Source organism: Amycolatopsis sp. FU40 (genome assembly GCF_021903635.1).
Classification (GTDB): Bacteria; Actinomycetota; Actinomycetes; order Mycobacteriales; family Pseudonocardiaceae; genus Amycolatopsis; species Amycolatopsis dendrobii.
On the sequence record NZ_CP091381.1, the window covers coordinates 9,552,596 to 9,577,965 of the forward strand.

At 69.0% G+C, this 25,370-nt stretch carries 22 protein-coding genes and 1 pseudogene; 14 read left to right on the plus strand and 9 right to left on the minus strand.

Annotation, left to right across the window (positions count from 1 at the left end):
* The first annotated feature begins 3 nt into the window (after positions 1-3).
* Entirely contained in the window at positions 4-1,827 is a 1,824-nt protein-coding gene (locus tag L3Q65_RS45240; protein ID WP_237598385.1) for a transglycosylase domain-containing protein, read from the plus strand.
* A gap of 1 nt (position 1,828) precedes the next feature.
* Here L3Q65_RS45240 and L3Q65_RS45245 read toward each other — a convergent pair whose 3' ends face one another.
* Positions 1,829-2,638, minus strand: coding sequence for an ABC transporter ATP-binding protein (locus L3Q65_RS45245; RefSeq protein ID WP_182895561.1), 810 nt, complete (start codon positions 2,636-2,638; stop codon positions 1,829-1,831).
* A 116-nt stretch (positions 2,639-2,754) separates the two neighbouring features.
* Between L3Q65_RS45245 and L3Q65_RS45250 the strand changes: the two genes are divergently transcribed.
* Positions 2,755-4,086: a PLP-dependent aminotransferase family protein gene (locus tag L3Q65_RS45250; RefSeq protein WP_237598386.1), complete on the plus strand. Its 1,332-nt coding sequence runs from the start codon at positions 2,755-2,757 to the stop codon at positions 4,084-4,086.
* Between the two features lie 43 nt (positions 4,087-4,129).
* Here L3Q65_RS45250 and L3Q65_RS45255 read toward each other — a convergent pair whose 3' ends face one another.
* Both L3Q65_RS45255 and L3Q65_RS45260 read right to left on the minus strand, forming a co-directional pair.
* A complete protein-coding gene (locus L3Q65_RS45255; protein ID WP_237598387.1) occupies positions 4,130-6,100 on the minus strand; it encodes an SDR family oxidoreductase in 1,971 nt (656 codons plus the stop codon).
* A gap of 64 nt (positions 6,101-6,164) precedes the next feature.
* Positions 6,165-6,401 (minus strand): hypothetical protein, encoded by a 237-nt coding sequence (locus tag L3Q65_RS45260; protein ID WP_037810157.1) that lies wholly within the window; start codon positions 6,399-6,401, stop codon positions 6,165-6,167.
* Between the two features lie 181 nt (positions 6,402-6,582).
* Between L3Q65_RS45260 and L3Q65_RS45265 the strand changes: the two genes are divergently transcribed.
* Complete coding sequence (locus L3Q65_RS45265; RefSeq protein WP_237598388.1) at positions 6,583-7,827, plus strand: NAD(P)/FAD-dependent oxidoreductase; 1,245 nt, start codon at positions 6,583-6,585, stop codon at positions 7,825-7,827.
* Here L3Q65_RS45265 and L3Q65_RS45270 read toward each other — a convergent pair.
* Positions 7,781-8,920 carry a multidrug effflux MFS transporter gene (locus L3Q65_RS45270; protein ID WP_370648158.1) on the minus strand — a complete coding sequence of 380 codons (1,140 nt, stop codon included), beginning with the start codon at positions 8,918-8,920 and terminating at the stop codon, positions 7,781-7,783. The genes L3Q65_RS45265 and L3Q65_RS45270 overlap by 47 nt on opposite strands.
* A gap of 758 nt (positions 8,921-9,678) precedes the next feature.
* Between L3Q65_RS45270 and L3Q65_RS45275 the strand changes: the two genes are divergently transcribed.
* The 6 genes from L3Q65_RS45275 to L3Q65_RS45300 are packed head-to-tail and all read left to right on the plus strand — an operon-like array spanning position 9,679 to position 16,179.
* Positions 9,679-10,533 carry a fumarylacetoacetate hydrolase family protein gene (locus L3Q65_RS45275; RefSeq protein WP_237598389.1) on the plus strand — a complete coding sequence of 285 codons (855 nt, stop codon included), beginning with the start codon at positions 9,679-9,681 and terminating at the stop codon, positions 10,531-10,533.
* A 1-nt stretch (position 10,534) separates the two neighbouring features.
* Complete coding sequence (locus tag L3Q65_RS45280; protein ID WP_182895566.1) at positions 10,535-11,836, plus strand: enolase C-terminal domain-like protein; 1,302 nt, start codon at positions 10,535-10,537, stop codon at positions 11,834-11,836.
* The gene (locus tag L3Q65_RS45285; RefSeq protein WP_182895567.1) at positions 11,833-12,591 is read left to right on the plus strand and encodes an SDR family NAD(P)-dependent oxidoreductase; all 759 of its coding nucleotides are present in this window, start codon (positions 11,833-11,835) and stop codon (positions 12,589-12,591) included. The genes L3Q65_RS45280 and L3Q65_RS45285 overlap by 4 nt, the downstream gene beginning before the upstream one ends.
* 39 nt (positions 12,592-12,630) lie before the next feature.
* A complete protein-coding gene (locus tag L3Q65_RS45290; protein WP_370648159.1) occupies positions 12,631-13,671 on the plus strand; it encodes a sugar ABC transporter substrate-binding protein in 1,041 nt (346 codons plus the stop codon).
* On the plus strand, positions 13,668-15,170 hold the full coding sequence (locus L3Q65_RS45295; RefSeq protein ID WP_182895568.1) for a sugar ABC transporter ATP-binding protein: 1,503 nt from the start codon (positions 13,668-13,670) through the stop codon (positions 15,168-15,170). Before L3Q65_RS45290 ends, L3Q65_RS45295 begins: the two co-directional genes overlap by 4 nt.
* On the plus strand, positions 15,163-16,179 hold the full coding sequence (locus L3Q65_RS45300) for an ABC transporter permease (RefSeq protein WP_182895569.1): 1,017 nt from the start codon (positions 15,163-15,165) through the stop codon (positions 16,177-16,179). Before L3Q65_RS45295 ends, L3Q65_RS45300 begins: the two co-directional genes overlap by 8 nt.
* Positions 16,180-16,895: 716 nt before the next feature.
* Here L3Q65_RS45300 and L3Q65_RS45305 read toward each other — a convergent pair.
* On the minus strand, positions 16,896-17,612 hold the full coding sequence (locus L3Q65_RS45305) for a FadR/GntR family transcriptional regulator (protein ID WP_067589361.1): 717 nt from the start codon (positions 17,610-17,612) through the stop codon (positions 16,896-16,898).
* Between the two features lie 74 nt (positions 17,613-17,686).
* Between L3Q65_RS45305 and L3Q65_RS45310 the strand changes: the two genes are divergently transcribed.
* The 3 genes from L3Q65_RS45310 to L3Q65_RS45320 are packed head-to-tail and all read left to right on the plus strand — an operon-like array spanning position 17,687 to position 19,829.
* The gene (locus L3Q65_RS45310) at positions 17,687-18,019 is read left to right on the plus strand and encodes an L-rhamnose mutarotase (RefSeq protein ID WP_182895570.1); all 333 of its coding nucleotides are present in this window, start codon (positions 17,687-17,689) and stop codon (positions 18,017-18,019) included.
* A complete protein-coding gene (locus tag L3Q65_RS45315) occupies positions 18,016-18,990 on the plus strand; it encodes an aldo/keto reductase (RefSeq protein ID WP_182895571.1) in 975 nt (324 codons plus the stop codon). The genes L3Q65_RS45310 and L3Q65_RS45315 overlap by 4 nt, the downstream gene beginning before the upstream one ends.
* Positions 18,987-19,829: an amidohydrolase gene (locus L3Q65_RS45320; protein WP_237598390.1), complete on the plus strand. Its 843-nt coding sequence runs from the start codon at positions 18,987-18,989 to the stop codon at positions 19,827-19,829. The genes L3Q65_RS45315 and L3Q65_RS45320 overlap by 4 nt, the downstream gene beginning before the upstream one ends.
* Before the next feature lie 84 nt (positions 19,830-19,913).
* Here L3Q65_RS45320 and shbA read toward each other — a convergent pair whose 3' ends face one another.
* Together shbA and L3Q65_RS45330 are read right to left on the minus strand one after the other, a co-directional pair.
* The gene (gene shbA / locus L3Q65_RS45325) at positions 19,914-20,570 is read right to left on the minus strand and encodes an RNA polymerase sigma factor ShbA (RefSeq protein ID WP_182895573.1); all 657 of its coding nucleotides are present in this window, start codon (positions 20,568-20,570) and stop codon (positions 19,914-19,916) included.
* Between the two features lie 325 nt (positions 20,571-20,895).
* Positions 20,896-21,324, minus strand: a pseudogene (locus L3Q65_RS45330) (GtrA family protein); the annotation flags it as partial.
* 972 nt (positions 21,325-22,296) lie between these two features.
* On the opposite strand from L3Q65_RS45330, the gene L3Q65_RS45335 reads away from it, so the two are divergent.
* A complete protein-coding gene (locus tag L3Q65_RS45335; protein WP_182895574.1) occupies positions 22,297-22,608 on the plus strand; it encodes a hypothetical protein in 312 nt (103 codons plus the stop codon).
* A 144-nt stretch (positions 22,609-22,752) separates the two neighbouring features.
* Entirely contained in the window at positions 22,753-23,058 is a 306-nt protein-coding gene (locus L3Q65_RS45340; protein ID WP_009074268.1) for a hypothetical protein, read from the plus strand.
* 231 nt (positions 23,059-23,289) lie between these two features.
* Here L3Q65_RS45340 and L3Q65_RS45345 read toward each other — a convergent pair whose 3' ends face one another.
* Both L3Q65_RS45345 and L3Q65_RS45350 read right to left on the minus strand, forming a co-directional pair.
* Positions 23,290-24,417, minus strand: coding sequence for a glycerate kinase (locus tag L3Q65_RS45345; protein WP_237598391.1), 1,128 nt, complete (start codon positions 24,415-24,417; stop codon positions 23,290-23,292).
* Entirely contained in the window at positions 24,414-25,361 is a 948-nt protein-coding gene (locus tag L3Q65_RS45350) for a D-glycerate dehydrogenase (protein ID WP_237598392.1), read from the minus strand. The genes L3Q65_RS45345 and L3Q65_RS45350 overlap by 4 nt, the downstream gene beginning before the upstream one ends.
* Between the last annotated feature and the right edge of the window lie 9 nt (positions 25,362-25,370).

Consider the following 25,370-nt stretch of genomic DNA (forward strand, 5'->3'; position numbering starts at 1 on the left):
TTCGTGGAGCCAGCCCCGGAGAGTGACCAATCCGCTGTTGCCCGTCGCAAGTGGCGCCGTGTCCGCAAGGGTGCCTACTACCTGACCGGGTTCGCGATCGGCGTGCCGCTGATCGCGTTCTGGATCGCCTACCTGCTGCTGGACGTCCGCAGCCCGCAGGACGTCCTCGCCTCGCTCGGCAAGACCGTGACGCTGAAGTACGCCGACGGCAGCGAACTGCTGCGCGTCGTGCCGCCGGAGGGCGACCGGCGGTTCGTGCCGTTCGACCAGATCCCGCAGAAGCTGCGCGACGCCATCGTCGCCACCGAGGACCCGACCTTCTGGGCCAACTCCGGCTTCGACCCGACCGGGATCGGCCGCGCGTTCCTGACCGGCGTCGGCGGCGGGTCCGGGATCACCCAGCAGTACATCAAGAAGTCGACTGGCGACGAGGATTCGACGCTGTCGCGGAAAATGCAGGAACTCGTGCTCGCCACGAAGATCACCCAGGAGCAGAGCAAGGAGCAGATCTTCGAGAGCTACGTCAACATCATCTCCTTCGGCCGCAACACTTTCGGCCCGGCGGCGGCGATGAACGCGTTCTTCGGCCGTCCGCTCGACAACAGCATCACCTGGAGCGAAGCCGCGTTCCTGGCCGGGATGATCCAGTCGCCGTCGGTGCACGATCCGGCGGTGTCCGGTGACGACCACGCGGCGAAACGCTGGCGGTACGTGCGCGACAAGCTGGTCGAGCGCGGCTACCTGAAGAACGCCGACGGCATGGCTTACCCGGGCGCGGAGATCAAGCCGCCCGCCGAGACGCGGGTGAGCCTGAACTACGACCAGTACCACCTGAAACAGCGCGTGCTCGCCGAACTGGAGACGGCCGGGTTCTCGCTTTCCCGGTTGCAGCAAGGGAATCTGACCGTCCAGACCACGCTGGACCCAGGGTTGCAGAACGCCGCGCACGCCGCGCTGAGCGACCGGTTGAAAGGCGAACCAGCGGAGTTTCGCGGCGCGCTGGTAGCCGTCGATCCGACGAACGGCGCGGTGCGCGCCTACGACGGCGGCAACAACGGCGTCCGGGATTATGCGGCAACCGGCCACGCGCTCGGCTCCGCGTTCTACCCGTTCACCGCGGCGGCCGGCTTGAAGAACGGGATGTCGCTGGACGAGAAAGTGGCTGCTCCCCGGGACATTCAGTACCTCGGCGAGAAGTTCGACTATCCGCCGAAGTGCCCGCAGCCGTGCACTTTGCGCAGCGCCTTGACGTCCGGGGCGGACACGCCGTTCATCGTGGTCTCGAAGAAGATCGGCGTCGACGAGGTGAGCGCGGCGGCCCGGGCGGCGGGAATCCCGGACGAGGCGGACGGCACGCCGACCATGCGCGAACAGGACGGCGCCACGATCGGCTCGGGCATCGTCGTCGGCCGGTACCCGATGCGGCCGCTCGACGTCGCCGGTGCGTACGCGACCTACGCCGCCAACGGAAGGCACGCGCCCGTGCACCTGGTGGACAAGGTGCTCGACCCGTCCGGGAAAGTCGTGTGGCAGCACGAAAACCAGCCGGTCTCCGCCGTTCCGGAGCAGGTCGCGCAGGACGTGACTGCCGTGCTGCGGACGACGTTGCCGGACGGTCGCGCGGCGGCTCTGCGCACGGGCGAGTTCGAGCGCGGCAACTCGCGCGACAACCAGGACGCCTGGGCAGTCGGCTACACGCCACAGCTGGCGACGGCGGTGTGGCTCGGCACCGATGACAACCGCAAACTGCTCGACGCGGCGGGCAAGAAGGTGACGGGTTCGTCGGTCCCCGCAGACGTGTGGCGGTCGTTCATGACCCGCCGTTGATTCAGGCGGCCCGGCGGCTGACCTTCGGGATCACCATCGGGCTCCCGCTCTCCGGGCACTCCATCACCCGGCACGGCAGCTCGAAAATCCGCTCGACGTTCTCCGCCGTCACGACCTCCTCCGGCGTCCCGGTGGCCAGCACCTTCCCGTCGCGCATCGCGATCAGGTGCGTCGCGTACCGGGCCGCGTGGTTGAGGTCGTGCAGCACCGCGACCAGCGTGCGGCCCTGTTCGCTGTGCAGGGTCGCGCAGAGGTCGAGGATGTCGAGCTGGTGCGCGATGTCCAGGTACGTCGTGGGCTCGTCGAGCAGCAGCAGATCGGTCTGCTGGGCCAGCGCCATCGCCATCCAGACGCGCTGGCGCTGCCCGCCGGACAGTTCGTCCACCATCCGCTCGGCGAGGTCGTCGACGCCGGTCGCGCGCATCGAGTCGGCGACCACTGCCGCGTCCTCGCGGGACCATTGGCGCAGCAGTTTCTGGTGCGGGTACCGGCCGCGCGCGACGAGGTCGGACACGGTGATCCCGTCCGGCGCGATCGAGCTCTGCGGCAGCAGGCCGAGCCGCCGCGCGACCTCCTTCGCGCCGTAGCTGGAGATCACCTCGCCGTCCAGGTAGACCGAGCCCGCGCGCGGCTTCAGCATCCTGGCGAGCGCGCGCAGCAGCGTGGTCTTGCCGCAGGCGTTGGGGCCGACGATGACTGTGAACGACTTGTCCGGGATGACCACGCCGAGCCGTTCGGCGACCGTGCGGCCGTCGTAGGCCAGCGTCAGGTCCTCGGCGTGCAGTCGGGTGTCTTCGCTCGTCAGTGCCACACAGGTAAGGCTAACCTAGTGACCCCCGTCCGGGGAGTTCCGCGGGTCGCATTAGCGAACAGTGACCGGCCGGTGCCATGATGCGTCCGGGAGAATCCCGGCAGAGCGAGGGTGGGATGGACGACTACCGCGTCGTCGCGGACGAACTCGCCGCCGACATCGAAGCCGGCCGGCTGCGGCCCGGCGACCGGCTGCCGCCGCAGCGCCGGTTCGCGCGCGACCGCGGCATCGCGGGCTCCACCGCGGCCCGCGTGTACGGCGAACTCGTCCGCCGCGGCCTGGCTATCGGCGAGGTCGGCCGGGGCACCTTCGTGCGCGCGGCCAAGCCCGGTCCCGAACCGGCGCTTTCCGAACCCGGCGACGCGCGCGTCGACCTCGAACTCAACTTCGCCGTGCTGCCAACCCAATCGGCCAAACTGGCGCAGGCGCTCGAACCCGTGCTGCGCGCGGACGTCTTCACCGACGCACTGCATCCGCTCGGCGCGGCCGGCACCAAAGCGGTTCGCGAGGCGGCAGTCGCGATGCTCGCTCGCGGGTCTTGGACGCCGGACCCGGAATCAGTGCTGGTCGCGGGAAACGGGCGGCAGGGCATCGCGGCCGCCCTCGCCGCGTTCGTGCCGACCGGCGAGCGGCTGGCAGTCGAATCCCTGACGTATCCGGTGGTCAAGGCCGCGGCGACCCGGCTCGGCATCGAGCTGGTGCCGATCGAAACCGACGCGTACGGCCTGGTCCCCGCCGCGCTCGCGGCGAGCGCTCCGGTGCGGGCGCTGTACGTCCAGCCGACCCTGCACAATCCGCTCGGCGTCACGATGCCGCCGCAGCGCCGCGCCGAACTGGCCGAGACCGTCCGCGGGCTGGACCTGCCGGTGATCGAGGACGGCATCTACACCTTCCTCCGCCCGGACACCGAACCGCTCGCCGCGCTGATGCCGGAGCGGACGGTTTTCGTGGACAGCCTGTCGAAACGCGTCGCGCCCGGGCTCACCGCCGGATTTCTCGTGGTGCCGCCGCCGTGGGTCGCGCGGCTGGCGAGCGCGATCCGGTCCGGCGGCTGGTCGGCGTCGCGGTTCTCCGTAGAGGCGGCGCGGCGGTGGATCACCGGTGGCGTGCTCGCCGAGGTCGAAGCAGCGAAACGCGCGGATGCCGCGGCGCGAGCGAGGATCGTCGCCGAGCGGCTGGCGGGTTTCCAGGTGTACGGCGACGCCTCGGCCTATCACCGGTGGTGGGTGCTGCCGGACCAGTGGCGGGCCGAGACCTTCGTGGCCGCCGCCGCTCGCCGGGGGATCGCGTTGTCGCCGGCGGCAGCGTTTTCGGTGGTGCCAGGACACGCGCCGAACGCGGTGCGGATCGCGGTGTCCGCGCCTGCCGAGAAGACGTTGGCGAGTGCGTTGGAGGTGCTGGCCGGGTTGGCGAGCGGGTCACCCGACGACATGCTGGTGGACTCGTGAGTGTTCGTGCCGGTCAGAACCGGCACGAACACGCACGACGTCCTCAGGCCTTCCGCCGCCAGAACATCCTGGTGAGCGTCGCCGCGACGGCCGCCGGAGCGGGTTGCCGGGGCAGTTTCCTGGCTTCCGGCGCGGATTCCGGCATCACCCGGTACACGAGATGCGCCGCGAAGCGGGCGAGGTCCGGCGCTGCCAGCGAGGCCAGTTCCGCGGCTCGGCCCTCGGGCAGGCTCAGGATCTGCGGCCGTCGCTCGATCGCTTTCACCACCAGCGCCGCCGCGCGTTCCGGCGAGCTCGCGGGCAATCCGCGGTACGACCCGGTCGGCGCGATCATGTCCGTGCGCACCAGCGGCATCCGGACCGAGGAGAACGTGACGCCGTCGGACAGCGTCTCGCGCCCGGCGGTCAGGCTGAACTCCTCGAGCGCGGCTTTCGAAGCCAGGTAAGCGGAAAACCGCGGGGTGTCGGTCTGCAGGCCTTGCGTGGTGACGTTGACGATGTGGCCGAACCGGCGTTCGGTCATCGACGGCAGCAGGCCGAGGATCAACCGCACCGGGCCGAAGTAGTTGATGGCCATGGTGCGTTCGTAGTCGTGGAAGCGTTCCGTCGACAGCTGTACCGAGCGCCGGATGGAGCGTCCTGCGTTGTTCACTAAGACGTCCACTGCGCCGTGATCGGCTAGGACTGCCTTCACGAGACCGTCGACCGCGTCGCCATCTGTGAGGTCGCACGGGTACGTCGCTGCTTCGCCGCCTGCTGCGGTGATCTCGCTACGCACGTCTTCGAGTTCTTCGACGCGGCGCGCGACGAGAAGCACCTTCGCGCCGCGACGCGCGACAGCGAGCGCGCTCGCGCGGCCAATGCCGGACGACGCACCGGTAATGAGGACAACGCGCCCTTCGAGCCCTGGGCGACGAGCGTGGTCCGGGTCAAGATGCGCGCGCCAGTAGCGGTAGAGCGGTTCGGCGTAGTCGCGAAGCTCGGGAAGGTGGACGCCGCTGCCGTACAGCTCCGAAGTGGTGCGCGCGGTGTCGAACTCCACCTCCATGTTCAGGTGGGGGAGCACTTCGAGCGGGATTCCCAACTCGGTCAACACTGCGGCCCGCGTCGCCCGTCCAGTCGGCAGGCGGTCGACAGCGGTCGCGAGGCGGGACGCTGTGCTGCGAAGCAGACCTGACGGCACCGTCGTGCGTACGCGCGGCGCTCCGGCAACGCGGGCGAAGGCGTTGTAGACCTCGTGCAGCTTCTGCGGTCGCGGTGAAGCGAGGTGATACGTACTGCCCGAAGGCGCTTCGCGGTGCATGAGGTTTTCCATCGCGGCGACGACGTAGTCGACCGGGACGAGATTGGTGGCCCCGAAATCGGGCGCGACGAGCGGCACCTGCTTCGGCAGCGCAGCGAGCCGCGAGATGGCGGGCAGGAAGTAATAGGGACCGTCGATCTTGTCCATCTCGCCGGTGCGCGAATCGCCGACGACCGCGGACGGCCGGTAGACGCGGAACGGCACGCCGGACTGCGCACGGACCAGCTTCTCAGCCTCGAACTTCGTGGCGTGATACGGAGAACTGAAGGACTGGCCGAGGTCGAAATCGGCTTCGGTGAAGCGGCCGGCGTGATCGCCCGCGACGGCGATGGACGACACGTGGTGCAGCAGTCCCGCGCCGGCTGCCGCGGCGAAGGCGAGCAGGTTCCGGGTGCCCTCGACGTTCGCGGCCCGGTTCGCCGCGTCGTCGGCGGTGAAGTCGTAGATCGCGCCGAGGTGGACGACGTGATCGATCCCGCCGACCCCGTCGTAGCCGGCCGGGTCGAGGCCGAGCAGCGGTTCGGTGAGGTCGCCGACGGCGGGGACCAGGCGGTCGGCGTTCGGCCAGTCCCGCGCGAGCGCGGCCAGGCGGTCGCGCGAGGTGTTGCGGACGAGCACGTGGACGGCGGTCGTGTCCCGCCGCGAGAGCAAGCGGGCGACCAGGCGCTTCCCGAGGAAGCCCGTCGCGCCCGTGACGAAGTAGGTGGTCATGGCCGGCACCTTTCGGGGTCTGCGGGTGCCGACTCTACCTACTCATGAGTAGGAACGGTAGTTGTCAGTCGGTTCCGGTGCGTCGCGCCGACGTCGCGGTCGCCACCACGGCGTCGCGCAGGGCCGCGCGCAGCCGCCCGACCTCCAGCGGCCCCAGTACGGCCGCCTCTCCCGGCGGCGCGACCAGGACGACTTTGTCGTCGCTGCTCACGAACACCGTCACGTCGCGCCGCCTGCCCGCCAGGTCTCGGCAGCCGACCGTCCACTCGTTCCGCACCGCACTGTCGTCCCGCGCTGTCACGGCCCTCGCCCTCCGATCACGTAGTGCCCGTGTCCTTCGTGCGCGGGTGGGACCCGGGCCGCCGCGGCGTCTTACGCCGGTTCACCCGAATTGCCTACTGGCCGGTTTTCCACGGGGTGTGACCGGCCGGATACCGGAGTAGCGTCGGCCACCGCACGCCGCCGGGCACTCAGGAGGACGCATGTCGGAACCTCGGAAGATCGTCGTCGTCGGAGCGGGCCTGGCCGGCGCCACTGCGGCAGCGGCAGTGCGAGAACGCGGTTACGAGGGCGACATCCTGCTGATCGGCGCGGACACGCATCGGCCGTACGAGCTGCCGCCGTTGTCGAAAGCGGTGCTGCTCGGCAACGCCGACGAACCCGACTGGGTGCGCGACGAGAGCTACTGGACCGAACACGACATCCAACTGCTCTCCGGCACCACCGCGACCCGAGTCGAACTAGGTGCCCGCTTGGTCCTAGACGACGCCGGCGGCGAACACCGCTACGACCGTCTCGTCTTAGCGACCGGCTCGCGCCCGCGAACACTGAAGGTGCCCGGCGGCGACCTGCCCGGTCTCTACATGCTTCGCACTCTCGACGACGCACTACGGCTGCGCGCGGCCTTCGAAACAGCGAAGCGCGTACTGATCGTCGGTGCCGGCTGGATTGGCACTGAGGCCGCCGCTGCCGCGCGTACGCACGGTGCCGAGGTGACTGTGGTCGCTCCGGAGAAGCTGCCGCTCGCCAACGTTCTGGGCGACGAGGTTGCCGGAGCGTTCTATCGCCTGCACGAAGAACACGGTGTGCAGTGGCGTCTCGGTGAGGGCGTAGCAGCGATCACTGGTGACACCTCAGCGACCGGCGTCCGCCTGTCGAGCGGCGAAGAGTTGTACGCCGACGTTGTCCTTATCGCAGTTGGCGCGGCTCCCAGCGTCGAGTTGGCGCACGCCGCCGGTCTGGAGCTGGCAGACGACGGCGGTGTCGACGTCGACGCAGGCCTGCGTACAGCAGCACCTGACGTTTACGCGATCGGCGACATCGCTTCGCAGTTCCATCCACGCTACGGCCGCCGCGTACGCGTCGAGCACTGGGCGACAGCGCGTACGCAGGGCGAGCACGTGGCGGCCAACCTCTTTGGCGCGAACGAGCCGTACCTGAACAGCCCGTACTTCTTCTCCGACCAATACGACCCAGACCGCGGCGGCCCGGCGATCGGCTGCGAATACCGCGGCCTGCCCGTCCTGGACCGAGACCGCGTCGTCGTGCGCGGCGACCTCGCGGCCTACGACTTCACCGCGTTCTGGGTGACCCCGGACAACGAGGTCTCAGCCGCGATGAACGTCAACCAGTGGGACGACGGGGACGCGCTGCAAAAGCTGGTCGACGAACGCATCGCCGTCACCGACGACCAGCTGCGGAGCGGAAATCTCGCTGATCTGGGCTGACCGCCAGCGTCGCGAACGACAGCAAGGCGAGCACCCCGAACCCCGCCATCACGGCGGTCATCGGAACCGCCGTGCCCGCCCCGCCGAGCCCGACCAGCGGCGTCGCGATCCCGCCGATCGCGAACTGCAGCACGCCCAGCAGCGCCGACGCGGACCCGGCCGTGCGCGCGTGCCCCGCGAGCGCGAGCGAACTGGCGTTCGGGCTGATGATTCCGATGCAAGAAACCATGGGGAGCAACGGAATCAGCAACGCAGGCAGCGGCAGTCGCATGGTTGTGGCCGCGAGCGTGGCCAACCCGGCCACTGTCGACACCGTCAACCCAGCCCGCAGCAACGTCCTTTCCGGAAACCGGCCGACGAGCCACCCGTTGAGCTGCCCGGCGAGCACGATGCCAACCCCGTTGAGCCCGAAGACGACGCTGTACTCCTGCGGACTCAGCCGGTAAACGTCCTGCAACGCGAACGACGACCCCGAGATGTAGGCGAACAACGCGGCGAAGTTCAGCCCCGCGGTGAGCGCATAGCCAAGGAACGTGCGGTCGGTGAGCAGGTGCCAATACGTCCGGAGCACCCCGCCCAGCCGCGCTGGATGACGCCGCTCGACCGGCAAGGGTTCCGGCAGCGCGAACGCGACCGCGCCGAGCAGCAGCGCCCCGAACGCGGCGAGGACGACAAACACCCCCCGCCAAGACGTAAACGTGAGCAGTTGCCCGCCGAGCACCGGAGCGAGAATCGGCGCAAGACCGTTGACCAGCAGCAAGAGCGAGAAGAACTTCGTCATCGCAGTACCGGTGTAGAGATCGCGGACAGCCGCGCGGGCGATCACGATCCCCGCCGCCGCGCCGAGCGCCTGAACACTTCGCGCGGCGATCAGCAGTTCGACGCCCGGACTCACCGCCGCCGCGATCGACCCGGCGATGTACAGCCCCAACCCGGCCAGCAACGGCCGTCGCCGCCCGAACGAGTCCGACAACGGCCCAACGACGATCTGCCCGGCCGCGAGCCCGACGACGAACGCGGTGAGCGTGAGCTGGACGGTGGTGTCGGAGGCTTGGAAGTCGCCCGCCATCCGGGGGAGGGCGGGGAGGTACATGTCGATGGAGAGGGGCCCGAAGGCGGAGAGGCCGCCGAGAATGAGGAGACGTCGGATCTTGCCCTGACGGGGGGTGCTCGGGGAGGGTGACGGAGTGTTCTGTGGCGGGGTGTTCCGTGCTTGCCGCGGTGGAATTTTCGGCCGCGGCTCCCGCGTGCGAGGCAGGCTCGGCGGCGGAGGGAACGGCAGCGGAGTATGCAGCTCCGGAATGATCCGACGTCACGTGGTCTGCGGCGGAGTGATTCGCCGCGGAATGATCAAGGTCTGCCTGATCGTCCGCCGGATAGTCAACAGCGGCGCCTTCCGGCGCGAGCATCCACGAGCCGTCCGGCAAGGGCACTGCCCGCTCAGCGGAACACCACTCGTCGTCCGCGCTGATCTCCGGCGCGCCAGTCGCGCTCGTGTCTTCTCGGGGGCCGCGCCAGTCCTTGTCGCCGGGTTCGCGCACATCGTCCTCGCCAACGCGCCGCACGCTTCCCCCGTCGGAGCTGTCCCAGGAACCCTTTGGTTCCTCCGGGCTTCCGTCGCCGCCCGCCCGCTCCCGCGGCCCAGCCGCATCCCCATTCCCCATCCGCGCCGCACCGTCTCCCTCGTTGTGACGGGACCACCCCGCCAGAACGAGTGTCCGTTATCCACCCGGCAGCCCGGTGATCGGATCAATTTCCCCAGCAAATCCGGCTTCCCTCTAGATCTCCTGCCCTCCCGTGCGCTATACATCGGATGTATCGCGAGAACGGTGTCGAGAGAGGGGTTCGTCCGTGCGGTTTGTGCGTCTCGGGGCAGCGGGGGCTGAGCGTCCGTTCGTCCGTGCCGGTGACGGCACCCTCCACGACCTCTCCGGGGTCACGCCGGACATCGACGGCGCGTTCCTCGCCGGCGACGGGCCGGCCAAGGCCGCGCGGGCGCTCGAAGCCGGGGAGCTGCCGGTCGCCGACGGCGCCGGGCTGCGGGTCGGCGCGCCGATCGCCGCGCCGGGCAAGATTGTCTGCATCGGCATGAATTACCGCCGCCACGCCGAGGAAACCGGTGCGGCCGTGCCGACCGAGCCGGTTCTGTTCATGAAGGCGCCCGACGTGATGGTCGGACCGTTCGACGAGGTGCTCGTCCCGCGCGGTTCCACGGCCACCGACTGGGAGGTCGAACTCGGCGTCGTCATCGGGAAAACCGCCCGCTACCTGGAAAGCGCGGACGAAGCACTGGCGCACGTCGCCGGTTACGTCGTGTCCAACGATGTCTCCGAGCGCGATTTCCAGCTGAACCGCGGCGGCCAGTGGGACAAGGGCAAGAACTGCGAGACCTTCAATCCGCTCGGCCCGGAGCTGGTGACCGCCGACGAGATCCCCGACCCGCAGGCGCTCGGCCTGCGCACCTGGGTCAACGGCGAAAAGGTGCAGGATTCGTCCACAAAGGACATGGTGTTCGGCGTAGCGGAGATCATCCATTACCTGAGCCAGTTCATGGTGCTGCGTCCCGGCGACCTGATCAACACCGGCACCCCGGAGGGCGTCGCGCTCGGGCAGCCCGAGCCGAAGCCGTACCTGCGCGCGGGCGATGTCGTCGAACTGGAAATCGACGGCCTCGGCAAGCAGCGCCAGACCTTCGGGCAGGCCTGACATGGCGAAAATCGTGGCCATGGAGGTCCGGGACGTCCGCTTCCCGACGTCGCGCGACCTCGACGGTTCGGACGCGATGAACCCGGATCCGGACTATTCGGCGGCGTACGTCGAACTGCACACCGACGCGGGACCGGACGGTTACGGCCTCGCGTTCACCATCGGCCGCGGCAACGACGTGCAGGCTGCCGCGATCCGCGCGCTGGCACCGCATGTGGTCGGCCGCGATGTTCCTGAAGACGCGGAAGCACTCGGCGCGCTCTCGCGGGCCTTGGTCGGTGATTCGCAATTCCGCTGGCTGGGACCGGAAAAAGGCGTGGCACACATGGCGATCGGCGCGATCGTCAACGCCGCGTGGGACCTCGCCGCGCGACGTGCCGGGCTTCCACTGTGGAAGTTCGCCTCGCGCATGACACCGGAAGAGCTGGTGTCCCTTGTGGACTTCCGGTACCTCTCCGACGCGCTCACCGAACAGGAAGCGCTCGACATCCTGCGCGCCGCCGAACCCGGGAAAGCGGAACGGATCGCCAAGCTCGAAGCCGAGGGCTACCGCGCGTACAGCACGTCGGCGGGCTGGCTCGGCTACTCAGACGCGAAACTGGTGCGGCTGGCCGAACAAGCCGTCGCCGACGGTTTCGAGATGATCAAACTGAAGGTCGGCGGGAATCTCGAGGACGATGTCCGGCGGATGAAGCTGGCCCGCGAGACCGTCGGCGCGGAGATCCGGATCGCGGTCGACGCCAACCAGCGCTGGGATGTCGCGACGGCGGTGTCCTGGATGACCGCGCTGGCGCCATTCGATCCATATTGGATTGAAGAGCCGACCTCGCCGGACGACGTTCTTGGCCACGCGGCGATCGCGAAGGCGCTCGCGCCGATCAAGGTCGCGACCGGCGAGCATGTCCAGAACCGTGTGGTATTCAAGCAATTGCTGCAGGCCAACGCGATCGACGTGCTGCAGTTGGATGCCGCACGCGTGGGCGGCGTAAACGAAAATCTCGCCATCTTGTTGCTGGCGGCAAAATTCGGCGTCCCGGTGTGTCCGCACGCCGGCGGTGTCGGGTTGTGCGAACTGGTGCGGCATCTGTCCATGTTCGATTTCGTGGCAGTGTCCGGTTCGGACAGCGACCGCTCCATCGAATGGGTCGACCACCTGCACGACCACTTCACCGACCCGGCCGTCGTGCGCGACGGCCGCTACCTGGCTCCGACCGCACCGGGCTTTTCCGCGCGCATGCACGACGCTACGCTGCGCCGGTTCAGCTTCCCGGACGGTCCTGAATGGACGGAGAACGCGCAGTGAGCGAATTCGACGGCCTGGTCGCCGCGGTCACCGGCGGCGCTTCGGGCATCGGCCTGGCCACGGCGAGCCTGCTGGCCCAGCGCGGCGCGCAGGTGGCTGTGCTCGACCTCAAGACCGACGAGGTGCCCGAGCCGCTGACCGGATTCCGCTGCGACGTGACGTCCGACGCCGAGGTTCGCGGCGCTGTCGACGCGGTGGCCGAACGCTTCGGCCGGCTCGACATCTTGATCAACAACGCGGGAATCGGCGCACAGGGCGACGTCACGGCGAATGACGACGACGAATGGCACCGCGCGTACGACGTGAACGTGGTCGGCATGGTGCGCACCGCCCGCGCTGCCTTGCCGCACTTGAAAAACTCTCCTGCGGCCGCGGTCGTGAACACCTGCTCGATCGCCGCCTGGGCCGGGCTGCCCGCGCGGGCGCTGTACTCGGCGACGAAGGGCGCGGTGCTGTCGCTGACGCTCGCGATGGCCACCGACCACCTGCCGGACCGAATCCGCGTCAACTGCGTGTGCCCCGGCACCGCGGACACCCCGTGGGTCGGCAGGCTGCTCGACACCGCCGCGGACCCGTCGGCCGAGCGGGAGGCGCTCGCCGCCCGTCAGCCGATGGGGCGGCTGGTGACCGCGGACGAGGTCGCGAACGCCATCGCGTACCTGGCCAGCCCGCTTTCGGCATCGACTACCGGCACCGCGCTCGCGGTGGACGGCGGCATGTACGGCCTGCGCCCGCGCGGACCCGTGCAGAACTGATCTGCTCAGCCAACAAGGCCTGTCATCAAGGAGGATGCGGTGCGTACGAAGGTGATCCGGCTGGCCGCCGCGGTGGCCGCCTGCGGTTTGGTGCTCGGTGCGTGCGGGTCCACTAAGGACAAACCGGCGGCAGCGGCGGGCGGCGGCGGCACCGGCAAGGTCGGGGCGACGCTGCCCCTGCTGACCTCGCCGTTCTGGCAGGCCTACAACAAATACGTGCCGCAGATGGCGAAGGAACAGGGCCTCGACGCGCTGCCCACGGTGAACGCCGACAGCGACCCCGCCAAGCTCATCACGGACATCGGCACGCTGCTCAGCCAGGGCGTGAAGGGTCTCGTCGTCACGCCGCTCGATTCGGCCGCGGTCGTCGCCGGACTGAAGCAGGCCGAAAACAAGGGCGTCCCGGTGGTCGCGGTGGACGTCGCGCCGGAGAGCGGCAAGGTCGCGATGGTGGTGCGCGCGGACAACAAGGCGTACGGAACCAAGGCCTGCGACGAAATCGGCAAGCGCGTGAAGAGCGGCAAGGTCGTGCAGGTGATGGGCGACCTCGCGTCGGTCAACGGCCGCGACCGGTCGGCGGCGTTCCGCGAGTGCATGAAGCAGAAGTACCCGGACGTCAAGGTCCTCGAGGTCGCCGCCGAATGGAAGGCGGACAAGGCGTCGTCCGGTTTGGACAGCCTGCTCACCGCGAACCCGGACATCAAGGGCGTTTACATGCAGGCGGGCGGCGTCTACCTCGCGCCGACCGAGCAGGCGCTCAAGCGCAAGAACCTGTTCTTCCCGGTGGGCGACCCGAAGCACGTGGTGCTGGTGAGCAACGACGGCATCCCGCAGGAGCTCACCGCCATCCGCAACGGCGAACTGGACGCGACCGTCTCGCAGCCTGCCGACGCCTACGCCAAGTACGGCATGTACTGGCTCAAGAAGGCGATGGCGGGCGAGACGTTCAAGCCCGGCCCGACCGACCACGACTCCACGATCGTCGAGATCAGCCCCGGCATCCTGGAAGACCAGTTGCCCGCGCCGGTCGTGACCAAGGACAACGTGGACGACAAAGCGTTGTGGGGTAACAACCTGTGAGCGCGCCGGTAGTGCAGGCGGACGGCGTCGGGAAGCGGTACGGGCCGACCGTGGCGCTGCACGACGTCAGCCTCACCGTGCGGCCCGGCGAGTCACACGCACTCGTCGGCCGCAACGGGGCGGGCAAGTCCACGCTGGTGTCCATCCTCACTGGACTGTCCGAAACGGACACCGGCAGCGTTTCCTTCGGTGGTGTACCGGCACCTTCTTTGTCCAAACAGGACGACTGGAAGGCGCACGTGGCGTGCGTGTACCAGCACGCGATGGTGGTGCCGCAGCTGACCGTCGCGGAGAATCTGTTCCTGAACCGGCAAGCCAGGGGCGGATTCGCGATCGGCTGGAAGAAGCTGCGCCGTCAAGCTCGGGAGCTGCTGGACTCGTGGGACGTCCGGGTCGATGTGGACACTCCGGCGGGCGATCTGTCCGTTGAGGACCGTCAGTTCGTCGAGATCGCGCGTGCGTTGAGTTATGGCGCCCGGTTCATCGTGCTGGACGAACCGACTGCGCAGCTGGACAGCCAGGCCATCGAACGGCTTTTCGAGCGCATGCGGCAGATGCAGGAGAATGGCGTCACCTTCCTGTTCATCTCGCACCATCTGCACGAGGTTTACGAGGTGTGCCAAGCGGTTACCGTCCTGCGCGACGCCCGGCATGTGCTCACCGCACCCGTCTCCGAGGTCAGCCGGGCGGCACTGGTCGACGCGATGACGGGGGAGCAGGGCGGCCTTGCCGTCCGAGACGCAGCGACCCGCGATCCCCTCGCGGTGGATGCCGAAGAAGTGCTCGCCGTAGACGACTTGTCCGGCGACGGCTTCCACGGTGTCTCCTTGCGGGTCCACCGCGGCGAAGTCGTCGGTCTCGCCGGAAGCAACGCCAGCGGCAAACACCAGGTAGCCGAGACGGTCTACGGCCTGCGCAAGCCAACCTCGGGAACCGTTGCGGTAAACGGAAAACGCTTGCCCTCCGGCGACATTCCCGCCGCCCTGCGCGCAGGCATCGGCTGTGTCCCGCGGGACCGGCACCACGAAGGCCTGGTGCTGGAACACTCCATTATGGACAACGCGACCCTGTCGGTGCTCGATCGAATGGGCCGCGGCGGCCTGGCGTCCCCGAAGGTCCGCCGCGAACGCGGATCGCGCGCACTGACCGACTACGACATCGTGGCGGCCAGCCCGGACCAGCCGGTTTCGGATCTGTCCGGCGGAAACCAGCAGAAAGTCGTGCTCGCCAGGGCGCTGGAGAGCGATCCGCGCGTGGTGGTGCTGATCAACCCCACCGCGGGAGTGGATGTGAAGTCGAAGGAGGCCCTGCTCGCGGTCGTGGACCGGGTGCGGGCCGAGGGGAAGGCGGTGCTGCTCGTGAGCGACGAGCTGGACGACCTGCGCCTGGCCGACCGGGTGCTGGTTTTGCGCGCCGGCGAGGTGGCCGCCGTTCACCAGGCCGGCTGGTCCGACGGGGACCTGGTGGCGGATATCGAAGGAGTCGGGCTCCATGACTGACCTGATGAGCGACCCGCAGACGGCGCTGCCCGCGGTACGGGCGAAGCGCCGGAAATCGGCGTGGCTGCGCGAACTGGCGCTGCTGCCCGCGCTCGTGGTGGTGTTCGTGATCGGCGGGCTGATCAGCGACACGTTCTTCACCTTCGACAACATCATCAGCATCCTTTCCGCGGCGGCCGCGTTGTCGCTCGTCGTGCTGGGCGAATCGCTGGTGCTGCTGACCGGCAAGTTCGACCTGTCGCTGGAATCCACGATGGGCATCGCCCCCGCGATCGGCGCGATGCTGGTCATTCCCGCGGCGTCTTCCGGCTTCGGCACCGAATGGCCCTCGGCGCTCGGCCTGGTGGCGATCCCCGTGGTGGGCGCCCTGATCGGCTTCGTGAACGGCTTCCTGATCGTGAAGCTGAAGCTGAACGCGTTCATCGTGACGCTGGCGATGCTGACGGTCCTGCGCGGAACCCAGATCGGCACGACGAACGGCAAGACGCTGTTCGACCAGCTCGACGCGTTCACCGCGCTGGCGACCACGACCTTCGCCGGCTTGCCGATGTCGGTGTGGCTCGCGGCGGCCCTGTTCGTGCTCTTCGGGCTTGGCCTGCGCTACCACCGAGTGGGCCGCTCCCTGTACGCGATCGGCGGCAACCGAGAAGCGGCGCGGGCCGCCGGTATCCGAGTGGACCGGATCTCGTGGGCGGTGTTCGTGGTGGCCGGGGTCCTGGCTGCCATCGGCGGCCTCGCGTACACCGGCTACGTCGGTGCCCTCGGCGCTGACCAGGGCGACGGTTTGATCCTCCAGGTCTTCGCCGCGGCGGTAATCGGCGGCGTTTCACTGGACGGCGGCCGGGGCACGCTGGTCGGGGCGCTGACTGGGGTGCTGTTGCTGCAGTCGGTGGACAGCCTGCTGCGCATCGCCCAGGTACCGGCGGAATGGCTGAAGGCGATTTACGGCGGGATCATTCTGATCGCGTTGATCATCAGCCGGTATGCGGGCGGAAAGCCCCAGACCTGATCGGCGGAGGTTCGGTGATCATCCGACCTTCTGGGGGCGTTGGCTCGGTGGACGGGCGATGGGCTGATGCGGCGGTCGGCCGGATGGGCGGCCCAGGCGGCTTGGTCTGCGTGGGTGGCTTGGCTGGCGGGTGCGGCTTGGTTGGCTGGTGTGGCTTGGTTGGCCGGGGTGGCTCGGTTCGCGGGAGCGGCTCGGTTGGCGGGTGCGGCTTGGTTGGCTGGTGCGGCTTGGTTGGCGGGGGTGGCTCGGTTGGCCGGAGTGGCTCGGCCGTTCGGGGCGGCTCAGTTCGTCGGGGTGACCGGGCCAGCCTGGGCGACCAGGGTGCCTCGAGCGGTCCGGTCGGCTCGACGGCCGATATGGCGGACGACTCGGCGGGGAGGTTCATGAAGGGCCCCTCTATTCCGCCCGTCGGCGAACGAATCCCCGCCGCTTCGACCGAGCGTGCGCGATGGGCCCCTTCGCCCTCCCCAATTCGGAGCGTGCCGGTCACCAAACCGCCCGATGCGCGAAAGTCCCCCTCGCTCCGGCCAGGCGTGCGCGATGGGTCCCGTCGCTGCGACGGTCATGGCTTGAAGGGTCCCCTCACTCCTGCCGTGCAGGCGCGAAAGTCCCCGTCGCGTCAGCCGAACAAAAGCGAAGGGTCCCTTCACTCCTGCCCGCAAGGAATGAAGGGACCCGTCACTGCAACTAACCGCCCCGCAGCCGTCGTCGTCCGGTCAGGAAGCCGCAGGCTCGGCCTCATCGCCGGGCGCGTCGTCTTCGACCAGGGTGCTTCGCAACCACTGCTCCACTCCGGCGACGTGCACTGTCGCCCACGAGCGGGCCAGTTCTGGTTCCCGCGCGGCGATCGCGTCGTAGATCGCGGCGTGTTGTTCGCGGGTCCGGGCTACCGCGCCTTCCTGGGTGAGGCCGCGCCAGATCCGGGCTCGCGCGGTCGGGCCGGAGAGGCTTTCGAGCAGCGAGCACAGCACCGGGTTGCCCGAGCCGTCCGCGATCTTGCGGTGGAACTGCAAGTCGTTGGCCACGAGCGCCTCGACGGTCGGCGATTCCTCCAGTTCGCCGAGCAGCGCGCCGAGTTCGGCGACGTCCTCGTCGCGCATGTGCAGCGCCGCCATCGCGGTGGCCGCTGGTTCCAGAATCCGCCGTACGGCAAGGAAATCGAGCACGGTGTCGTCGCGGTGAAAGTCGACCACGAAGGTCATCGCGTCCAGCAGCAGGTTCGGTTCCAGGCTGGTGACGTACGTGCCGTCGCCCTGACGCACGTCCAGCACCCGGATCAGGCACAGCGCCTTCACCGCTTCCCGCAGCGAACTGCGGGAAAGCCCCAGCCGCTGCGCGAGCTCGGCCTCCTTGGGGAGCCGGTCGCCGGGGGCCAGCTCGCCCGAAATGATCATGTCCTTGATCTTGTCGATCGCGACATCGGTGACGGGCATCGGGACCGCCCTCCCTGCAGAGACCTCGGATGTTTACCCCCTACAGCGTGCCACGACTCCCGTCAGGAGGAACGATGACCCACGGCCCGGCACCGCACACGGTCGCATTGCGCACCCGGCTCAAGCCCGGAATGGAGAAAACCTACGAGGAGGTGCACGCGGTGATCCCGCAGGACCTGGATACCGCTCTGCGCCGAGCCGGCGTGCGGTCGTGGCGGATCTGGCGCGACGGGCTCGACCTGTTCCACTTCGTCGAGGTGGACGATTTCGAGCGAATGCGCGCGAAACTCGCTGGCGACCCGGCCGACATCGCGTGGCAGAAGCGGATCAACGAACTGCTCGACCTCGACCACTCCGACGTCGCGCACGGCCTCGGGCTGGTGTGGCAACTCCCGGCGGAGGCGTGACCGTGGACCTTCCTCCGCTGGGACTCGGCGGCGCGCAACTGGGCAACCTCTACCACGCGGTGCCGGACGAAACCGCCGCGGCGAGCGTGCGGCGGGCGTGGGACGAGGGGATTCGCTATTTCGACACCGCGCCGCACTACGGGCTTGGGCTGTCCGAACGCAGGCTCGGAGCCGCGCTGGCCGCGTATCCGCGCGCAGAGTATGTCCTGTCCACGAAAGTGGGCCGAGTCCTGGAACCGCGTGCGGTGGCTCCCGGTGAACGAGACGATCAGGGCTTCGACGTCCCGGGGACTTACCGGCGCCGTTGGGATTTCAGCCGCGACGGGGTGTTGCGTTCGCTGGAATCGAGCCTGAACCGGCTGGGCCTCGACCGCGTCGATCTCGTGTACGTGCACGATCCGGACGATCATTTCGAGGAAGCGATCGCGGGTGCGTTTCCGGCGTTGCTGGAGTTGCGGGAGCAGGGCGTCGTGGGCGCGATCGGAGCCGGGATGAACCAGGCCCCGATGCTCGCGGAATTCGTGCGCCGGTTCGATCTCGACCACGTCCTGATGGCCGGTCGCTACACCTTGCTGAACCAGCCGGCACTGGACGAGTTGTTGCCGCTGTGCGTCGAACGCGGCGTCGGCGTCGTGGCCGGAGGGGTGTTCAACGGTGGAATTCTCGCCACTGAACAACCCGGCGTTATTTACGATTACGCGGCTGCGCCGACGGATCTCGTTGAAAAGGCGCAGAAGATCGCGGAAATCTGTGCGCGGCATGGTGTCTCGCTGCCAGAGGCCGCGCTCGCGTTGCCGCGCACGCACCCGGCGGTGGTGTCGGTGGTCGTCGGAGCGCACGACGCCGAGCAAGTGTCGCTGAACGTTCGCCGGGCAGCGGCGACTATCCCAGCCGTACTGTGGGACGACCTCGCCGACGCCGGCCTGCTGCGGTCGGCCGCCCGCCCCGTCGTGTCCGGAGGAACCCCGTGATCGACTCACACCACCACCTGTGGGATCCCGCGCGCCGCAAGTACCCGTGGATGTCCGGCGACGCGCTGGCTCCGATCCGCAAGCCGTACACCGTCGACGACCTGCGCACAGTGACCACTGCGGCGGGCGTCCACGCCACCGTGCTGGTGCAGACCGTCTCGGACGAGGCGGAAACCGAGGAATTCCTCGCCACGGCCGCGTCCGAGCCAGTGGTGGCCGGCGTCGTCGGCTGGGTCGACCTCGCCGCCCCGGACGTGGCAGACCGGATCGCCCGGCTGCGCGAACTGGGCCCGCTGGTCGGCATCCGGCACCAGGTCGAGGACGAACCGGACCCGAACTGGCTGCTGCGCCCGGAAATCCTGCGCGGCCTGACCGCAGTCGGCACTGCGGGCCTGGTCTACGACCTGCTGGTGGCACCGGCGCAGCTCGCCTCCGCCCGCCAGGTCGCCGAGCGCTTGCCGGACCTGCGGCTGGTCCTCGACCACGCCGCGAAACCTGGCATCGCGGCAGGCGAATGGCAGCCGTGGGCGGACGGCGTTGCGTCGCTGGCCGCCCACGACAACGTGCACTGCAAGCTTTCCGGCCTGGTGACGGAAGCCGACTGGCATGAATGGCAGGTAGGCCATCTGCGTCGCTACGCAGACCACGTTTTCGAGTCGTTCGGCGCGAACCGGGTCATGTTCGGCTCCGACTGGCCAGTGTGCGAACTGGCGGCAGCCTACGAAGTCGTACTGGACGCGGCGGTGTCGCTGACCGGTGTGCTGAGCGACCCGGAACGACTGGACGTCTTCGAGCGCACGGCGGCGCGGGTATATGAGCTGAAAGATGCGGCGGGCTAAAACCAGATTGCCGCGCGAAGCAGAGCCTGTCGACCGATTCGGCGCTCCGCGGCGGCGTTCCAGCCGTTCGAGTGACGAAACGGCTCAGAAGTCCTGGCCCTGCACCATCTCGCGGAGCTTGGACAGCGCGCGGTGCTGCGTGACGCGGACGTTGCCGGCCGAAATGCCGAGCGTTTCGGCCGTCTCGTTCGCACTGAGGCCGACGACGATGCGCAGCGCCAGGATCTCCTGCTGCAGCGGGGCGAGGCGGGTGAGCAGCTCCTGCAGACGGCTGCCGAGGTCGAGGCGCAGCGCGTGGGATTCCGGCTCGTTGCCGCCGGAGAGCGGGTGTTCCGGAAGCTCGGGCACCGGCTCGGACCGGTCGCGCGCTACGGCCCGGTAGGCGTCGGCGACTTTGTTGGCCGCGATCGCGTGCACGAGGTAGAGGAAGGAACCGCCGCGGTCCTGGTAGTCGGGAAGGGCCTTGAGGACGGCCATGCAGACGTCTTGTGCGACGTCGTCGGCGGCGAGGTAGGAGAGGTCGCGGCCGCCCATCCGGGCCCGGCAGTAGCGGGCGACGACCGGGCGGAGCACGTGCAGCAGGTCGGCGATCGCGGCTTGATCGCCCTGCCCTGCCGCGCGTACGAGCGGATCGAGGTCTTCCTTGGTCAGGCGTCCGCCGGACCGGGGCAGCGTCGCAGGGCTCACGTAGCCCGCGACGCCGGACACCGCAGTACGGGACGTCTTCGACGGTGCTGTCATGGTCGTCTCCCCGGCAACCCTGCGACCGTCGCTGTCTTGGGGTCAACACTCTGTGATGTTGCGGTCGCAAGTACTCCGATAGAACGGGGGGAGCACTGCGATCGTTGCGACGCTCCGTAACCTTAAGCGGCCGGAGGCCGACCGTCCACATTTCAACTACGAATACCCCGTTAGCAGCAGTGGTCTTGACACAAACGAGACCAGCCGACGCACAGTACGAATCCGGTCTCGCAGCATGTGCGGATGTCCGATTCTGTACGTCACGAAGAGTGATAGCCGGGTAGCGCAACAGAGAGTGGTCTCACTGCGGGTAGAACGGGTTCCACTACCGTTGGTGATCTTGCGCCGCGTGCGTTCGCCGCGCACGGGCGAACACCCACCACCGCAGCACGGCGAACCGGACGACTCCGCCGACGAAACTGGCCGCGAGAAGCGCGGCGGTTTGCTGCCCGGCGGAGGGATGCGGGACGACGGCGTCGAGGGCCGCGAGGACGACCGATCCGTAGCCGGCGTAGAAGGCGAAAGTGACGAGATCCTGAAGATGCCGCTTGCCCGCGCGGCTGCTCCGGTTGGCGAAAGTGACGCGCCGGTGGAACTCGGTGTTGCCGACCGTCGTGATCGCGAGCGCGGCGAGATTCGCCCATTGCGCGCCGATTTCCGGACGGAAGGCGAGGAAGAGGACGGCCTGGAGCCCGGTGGTGACGACACCCGCGGCCAGGTACCAGGCAGCATGGCCGCCCATTTCGCGGCGGCGGGTGCCGCGGTCTTCGGGGTTTGGCCGATTATCGGCGACGCTCGACGGCTCTGGGCGTGTGGTGAGAACGGCTGGCTTCGAGTGGGTCCGGTTGCGAGCGGGCCTGGCTGCAAGATCCGTCGCGGCTCGCGGTGGGCGGCCGGTTTCCGCAGGGTTGTGGTTGGCGGGGTTTGACGGCAGCAGGTCAGCGTCTTTCGCTGCTTCATGACTGGCGTTGTTCGGATTCGCCGTTGAACGGCGACTGGCACGTTCGCCGCTGGCTTCCGATCGCGACAGGCCGGTCTCGCCAGTTGCTGGCTGAAGACGGTCGCTCGTAGTTGCCGTCGAGCGACGACCGGCGACCTCTGGCGGCAGCTTGCCGTCTCTGGCCGCCGTTTCTTGGCGATTGGTGCTCGCGGCGTTCACCCAGTCGTGGCTGGCGGCTCCGGGGACTGGCGCGGGCGCAGTTGCCCTTTCGCGGCGATCGGAGCTTGAGCTGGCCGCTAGGGGTCGACGAGGTCCGTTGTCTTCGGGCTTCGGCGGCAGCTGGTCAGTCGTTCCCTGGCGCTCGGCGCTCGGATTCGCCGCTGAGAGGCGACGGGCGTTTTCCGCGCGGCGGTCGGCGGGGGAGTCCAGCAGATCGGGGCGAGTCTCGATCTCGTCGGCGAGTGCGTCGGCCACTCGGTGCTGGTCGGCGGCCTCGGCGGAGTCCGGACGGCGGTGGCTCGGAGCCGCGTCGAGCGTGCGGAACTCCGGCTGCGCGTCATCGCCGAGCGGGTCGCCGCTGGGTTTGCGCCGGGGGCGGAGTCCGATCCGGCCGCGCGGCTTCCACCTGGTGGTGGTCATAGTCCCGACGCTAGCTCCGCTTCGCCCGCTGACGCCCTGGCGGACCGAAGGAAACCCTGTGATTCCGACGACAGCCGTTCGGCCCGTTTCACTCGGAGTCGCCTCGGGTAGCTCACCACGAACAATCCGGACTTTCGGGAGGTGCCCGTGAGCGATCCCGGTGACGACACTCCCCGCGAGGGTCGAGCGCCCGGCGCGGACGGCTCTCGTGCCGAGCCGTTTCGTACGTCCGGCTTCCTGGGCGCGGCAACTTCTGGCGAGGTCCGGGAAAGCCAGCGTGCGGGGGACGAGCCGGAGGTTCGGCCGCCGGTCGACGCCGATGGGGACGACCCCGGCCTGGGGCCGCTCAGCTCGGCGGGGGACGGATGGCCCCCGGTGCCCGCACAGGGCGAACGGGTCGACCACGGAGGCGGCACGGTCGCCGACGCGATCCGGTCGGCCATGGCCCGAAGATCCTGATTTCAAACGTATTTGTGACAGGTTCCACCGTCGCGGCAAACGGCCTCGCGCTCACACTGCGCGACCGTCGTGCCGCCTTTAGCGTGAAAAACCACCCTGCAACCGACCGCGCGCATCCGACTGCGACGAAGGGAAGGCCGAAAGATGCTGACCGTTACCGAAGCCGCCGCCGAGGCGATCACCGCGTTGACCGCTGAACAAGGCAGTGACTCCGAGAAGAGCGGCCTGCGCTTCGCGCTGCAGAGCATGGAAGGCGACGGCGCCCAGTTGGCGCTGTCGGTAGCCCCGGCCCCGGAGGACGGCGACCGCATCGTCGGCGCCGACGGCGGAGCCAAGGTCTTCCTCGAGCCGCAGGCAGCGGCGTTGCTCGACGACAAGGTCCTCGACGTTCAGCAGGACGACACCGGCGACGTCGCCTTCGCCGTCCTGCCGCAGCAGCAGTCCGCCTGACGGGCTGCGCGAGCAAGCTCCCGGCCACGGGGTTCGTGCTGCGACGTCCGTCCGCTGATCCCGTGTGCCGCTCGCCGGTGCCTCCGGATGTCTCAAGACGTCCGGGACTGGTGAGTTGATTCACGGCCGATCCCTGGGTGGCGCTGCCGCCCGAGACGCGGGTTGTCCAGACGACGGGGTGGCTGCGTTATTGCGTGGAACGCTCCCGCGGTTGATCGCGGGAGCGTTCTGCTACCTGGTGCGCAGCCAGTCCCGTACCAGCACTCCGGCCCGTTCGCGCAGCAGTTCCGCAGCGTGCGAGCGGGCGTAGTCCAGCGACGGCGCGTGGTCTATCAGCGCGCTGCTGCCCACGACTCCCAAGCCGGCCAGCGCGTCCGCGTCCAGTTGGATCCGTCCGGCCAGCACCAGCAACGCGACGCCCGTCTGCCTGGCGCGAGCCGCGATGCCTGCCGGGGCTTTGCCGGACAGCGATTGTTCGTCCAGCGAGCCCTCTCCGGTGATCACTAGGTCCGCGCCGGTCAGCGCGCTGTCGACACCGGTCAACGCGGCGATCAAGTCGAAGCCGGACGCGACTGTCGCGCCGAACCCCGCGATCGCTCCCGCCGCGACACCTCCGCCAGCCCCGGCTCCGGGGAGGTCGGAGACGTCCGGTGCGCCAGCCCGCACAAGCGCCTTAGCCCAGTGCGACAGGCTTTCGTCCAGCGCGTGGACGTCGTCCGGTGCCGCACCCTTCTGCGGACCGAACACAGCCGCCGCACCGTTTGCGCCGAGCAACGGGTTCGTCACGTCCGTCGCGACTGCGACCGGCACTGCGCCCAGCCGCTCCCGCACCGGGCCCAAGTCGACGCGCGCGACCTGCGTCAGCGATCCGCCGCCGAGACCGACCGGTGCGCCGGACACATCGAGGACCTCAGCACCCAGCGCAGCCAGCATGCCGGCACCGCCGTCGGTGCTCGCGGTACCGCCGACGGTCAGCACGAGCCGCCGCGCTCCGCGGGCGAGGGCGTCGTTCAGCAGTTCGCCGACCCCCCACGTGTGCGCCGCCAACGCGACGTCCCGGCTCGGCGTTACGAACTCGATTCCGCACGCCCGCGCCGATTCGACGTAGGCCGTGCCGTCGAGCAGCACATACCGAGCCTCGACCGGTTCATCCAGCGGACCGCGCACCGACAACCGCACGACGGAGCCGCCCGCGTTCTCGAGCACCTCCAGCGTCCCTTCGCCACCGTCGGCGACTGGGCACTCGGAGATCTCGGCATCCGGCAACACATCGCGCACGCCGTGCGCGATCGCTTCCGTCACCTCGACCGCGGTCAGGCTTCCTTTGAACTTGTCCGGTGCGATCACGACCCGGGTCATCGGCCCACCTCCGTCAGCGGCCCGGCACCGGCGAGCACCGAGACGACGTTGCGCGCGGCCAGCACCGCCATCGCTGTACGCGTTTCCACCGTCGCCGATCCGAGGTGCGGCGTCAGCACCACGTCGTCGCGCTCCAGCAACCGAGGCTCGACGTCCGGTTCCTTCTCGAACACGTCCAGTGCCGCGCCCGCGATCTCGCCGGCTTCGAGCGCGTCGGCCAGAGCCGCCTCGTCGACGACCGGACCGCGCGTGGTGTTCACCAGGTACGCGCTCGGTTTCATGGCCCGCAACGCGTCCGCGTCGACGAGGTGCCGGGTCTCAGGAGTCAGCGGACAGTGCAGCGACACGAAATCGGAACGGCGCAGCAGTTCGTCGAACGACACGAACTCGCCGTCGAAGTCCGGTTTCGCCGACCGTCCGGAGTAGACGACCCGCATCCCGAACGCCGCCGCCCGCTTCGCCACCGCGCGACCGATCTGCCCGAGCCCGACGACGCCGAGCGTCTTGCCCTGCAGCCCGGACCCGAGCAGGAAACCGAGGTGGAACGACCACGGCTGCCGTGCGCGCAGCAAACGTTCGCCTTCGCCGAGCCGCCGCGAGACGGCCAGCAGCAATCCGAACGCGAGATCCGCGGTGGCGTCGGTGAGCACGCCTGGCGTGTTGGCGACCACGACCCCGCGCTCGGCCAGTGCACTGACCTCCACGTTGTCGTAGCCCACCGCGACGTTCGCGACGACCTTCAGTCCGGGACCCGCCGCGTCCGCGACTGAGCCGTCGATCCGGTCGTGCAGCATCGACACCACCGCGGCCGATCCGGCGACGAACTTCCGCAGTTCCTCGGGCGTGAGCGGCCGGTCCTCCGGCGAGATTTCGACTTCGCCTGCCTCGCCGAGAACCTGCACGGCCTCGTCCGGGATCCAGCGGGTCACAGCGATCTTCGGCATGCCGAGCAG

Coding starts and splice junctions, on each gene's coding strand:
- L3Q65_RS45270 (WP_370648158.1), bottom strand. CDS start 8,920: ATGTACCTCCCCGCCCTCCCCCGGATGGCGGGCGACTTCCAAGCCTCC.
- L3Q65_RS45300 (WP_182895569.1), top strand. CDS start 15,163: ATGACTGACCTGATGAGCGACCCGCAGACGGCGCTGCCCGCGGTACGG.
- L3Q65_RS45345 (WP_237598391.1), bottom strand. CDS start 24,417: ATGACCCGGGTCGTGATCGCACCGGACAAGTTCAAAGGAAGCCTGACC.
- L3Q65_RS45265 (WP_237598388.1), top strand. CDS start 6,583: ATGTCGGAACCTCGGAAGATCGTCGTCGTCGGAGCGGGCCTGGCCGGC.
- L3Q65_RS45305 (WP_067589361.1), bottom strand. CDS start 17,612: ATGCCCGTCACCGATGTCGCGATCGACAAGATCAAGGACATGATCATT.
- L3Q65_RS45340 (WP_009074268.1), top strand. CDS start 22,753: ATGCTGACCGTTACCGAAGCCGCCGCCGAGGCGATCACCGCGTTGACC.
- L3Q65_RS45310 (WP_182895570.1), top strand. CDS start 17,687: ATGACCCACGGCCCGGCACCGCACACGGTCGCATTGCGCACCCGGCTC.
- L3Q65_RS45280 (WP_182895566.1), top strand. CDS start 10,535: ATGGCGAAAATCGTGGCCATGGAGGTCCGGGACGTCCGCTTCCCGACG.
- L3Q65_RS45250 (WP_237598386.1), top strand. CDS start 2,755: ATGGACGACTACCGCGTCGTCGCGGACGAACTCGCCGCCGACATCGAA.
- shbA (WP_182895573.1), bottom strand. CDS start 20,570: ATGACAGCACCGTCGAAGACGTCCCGTACTGCGGTGTCCGGCGTCGCG.
- L3Q65_RS45255 (WP_237598387.1), bottom strand. CDS start 6,100: ATGACCACCTACTTCGTCACGGGCGCGACGGGCTTCCTCGGGAAGCGC.
- L3Q65_RS45350 (WP_237598392.1), bottom strand. CDS start 25,361: ATGCCGAAGATCGCTGTGACCCGCTGGATCCCGGACGAGGCCGTGCAG.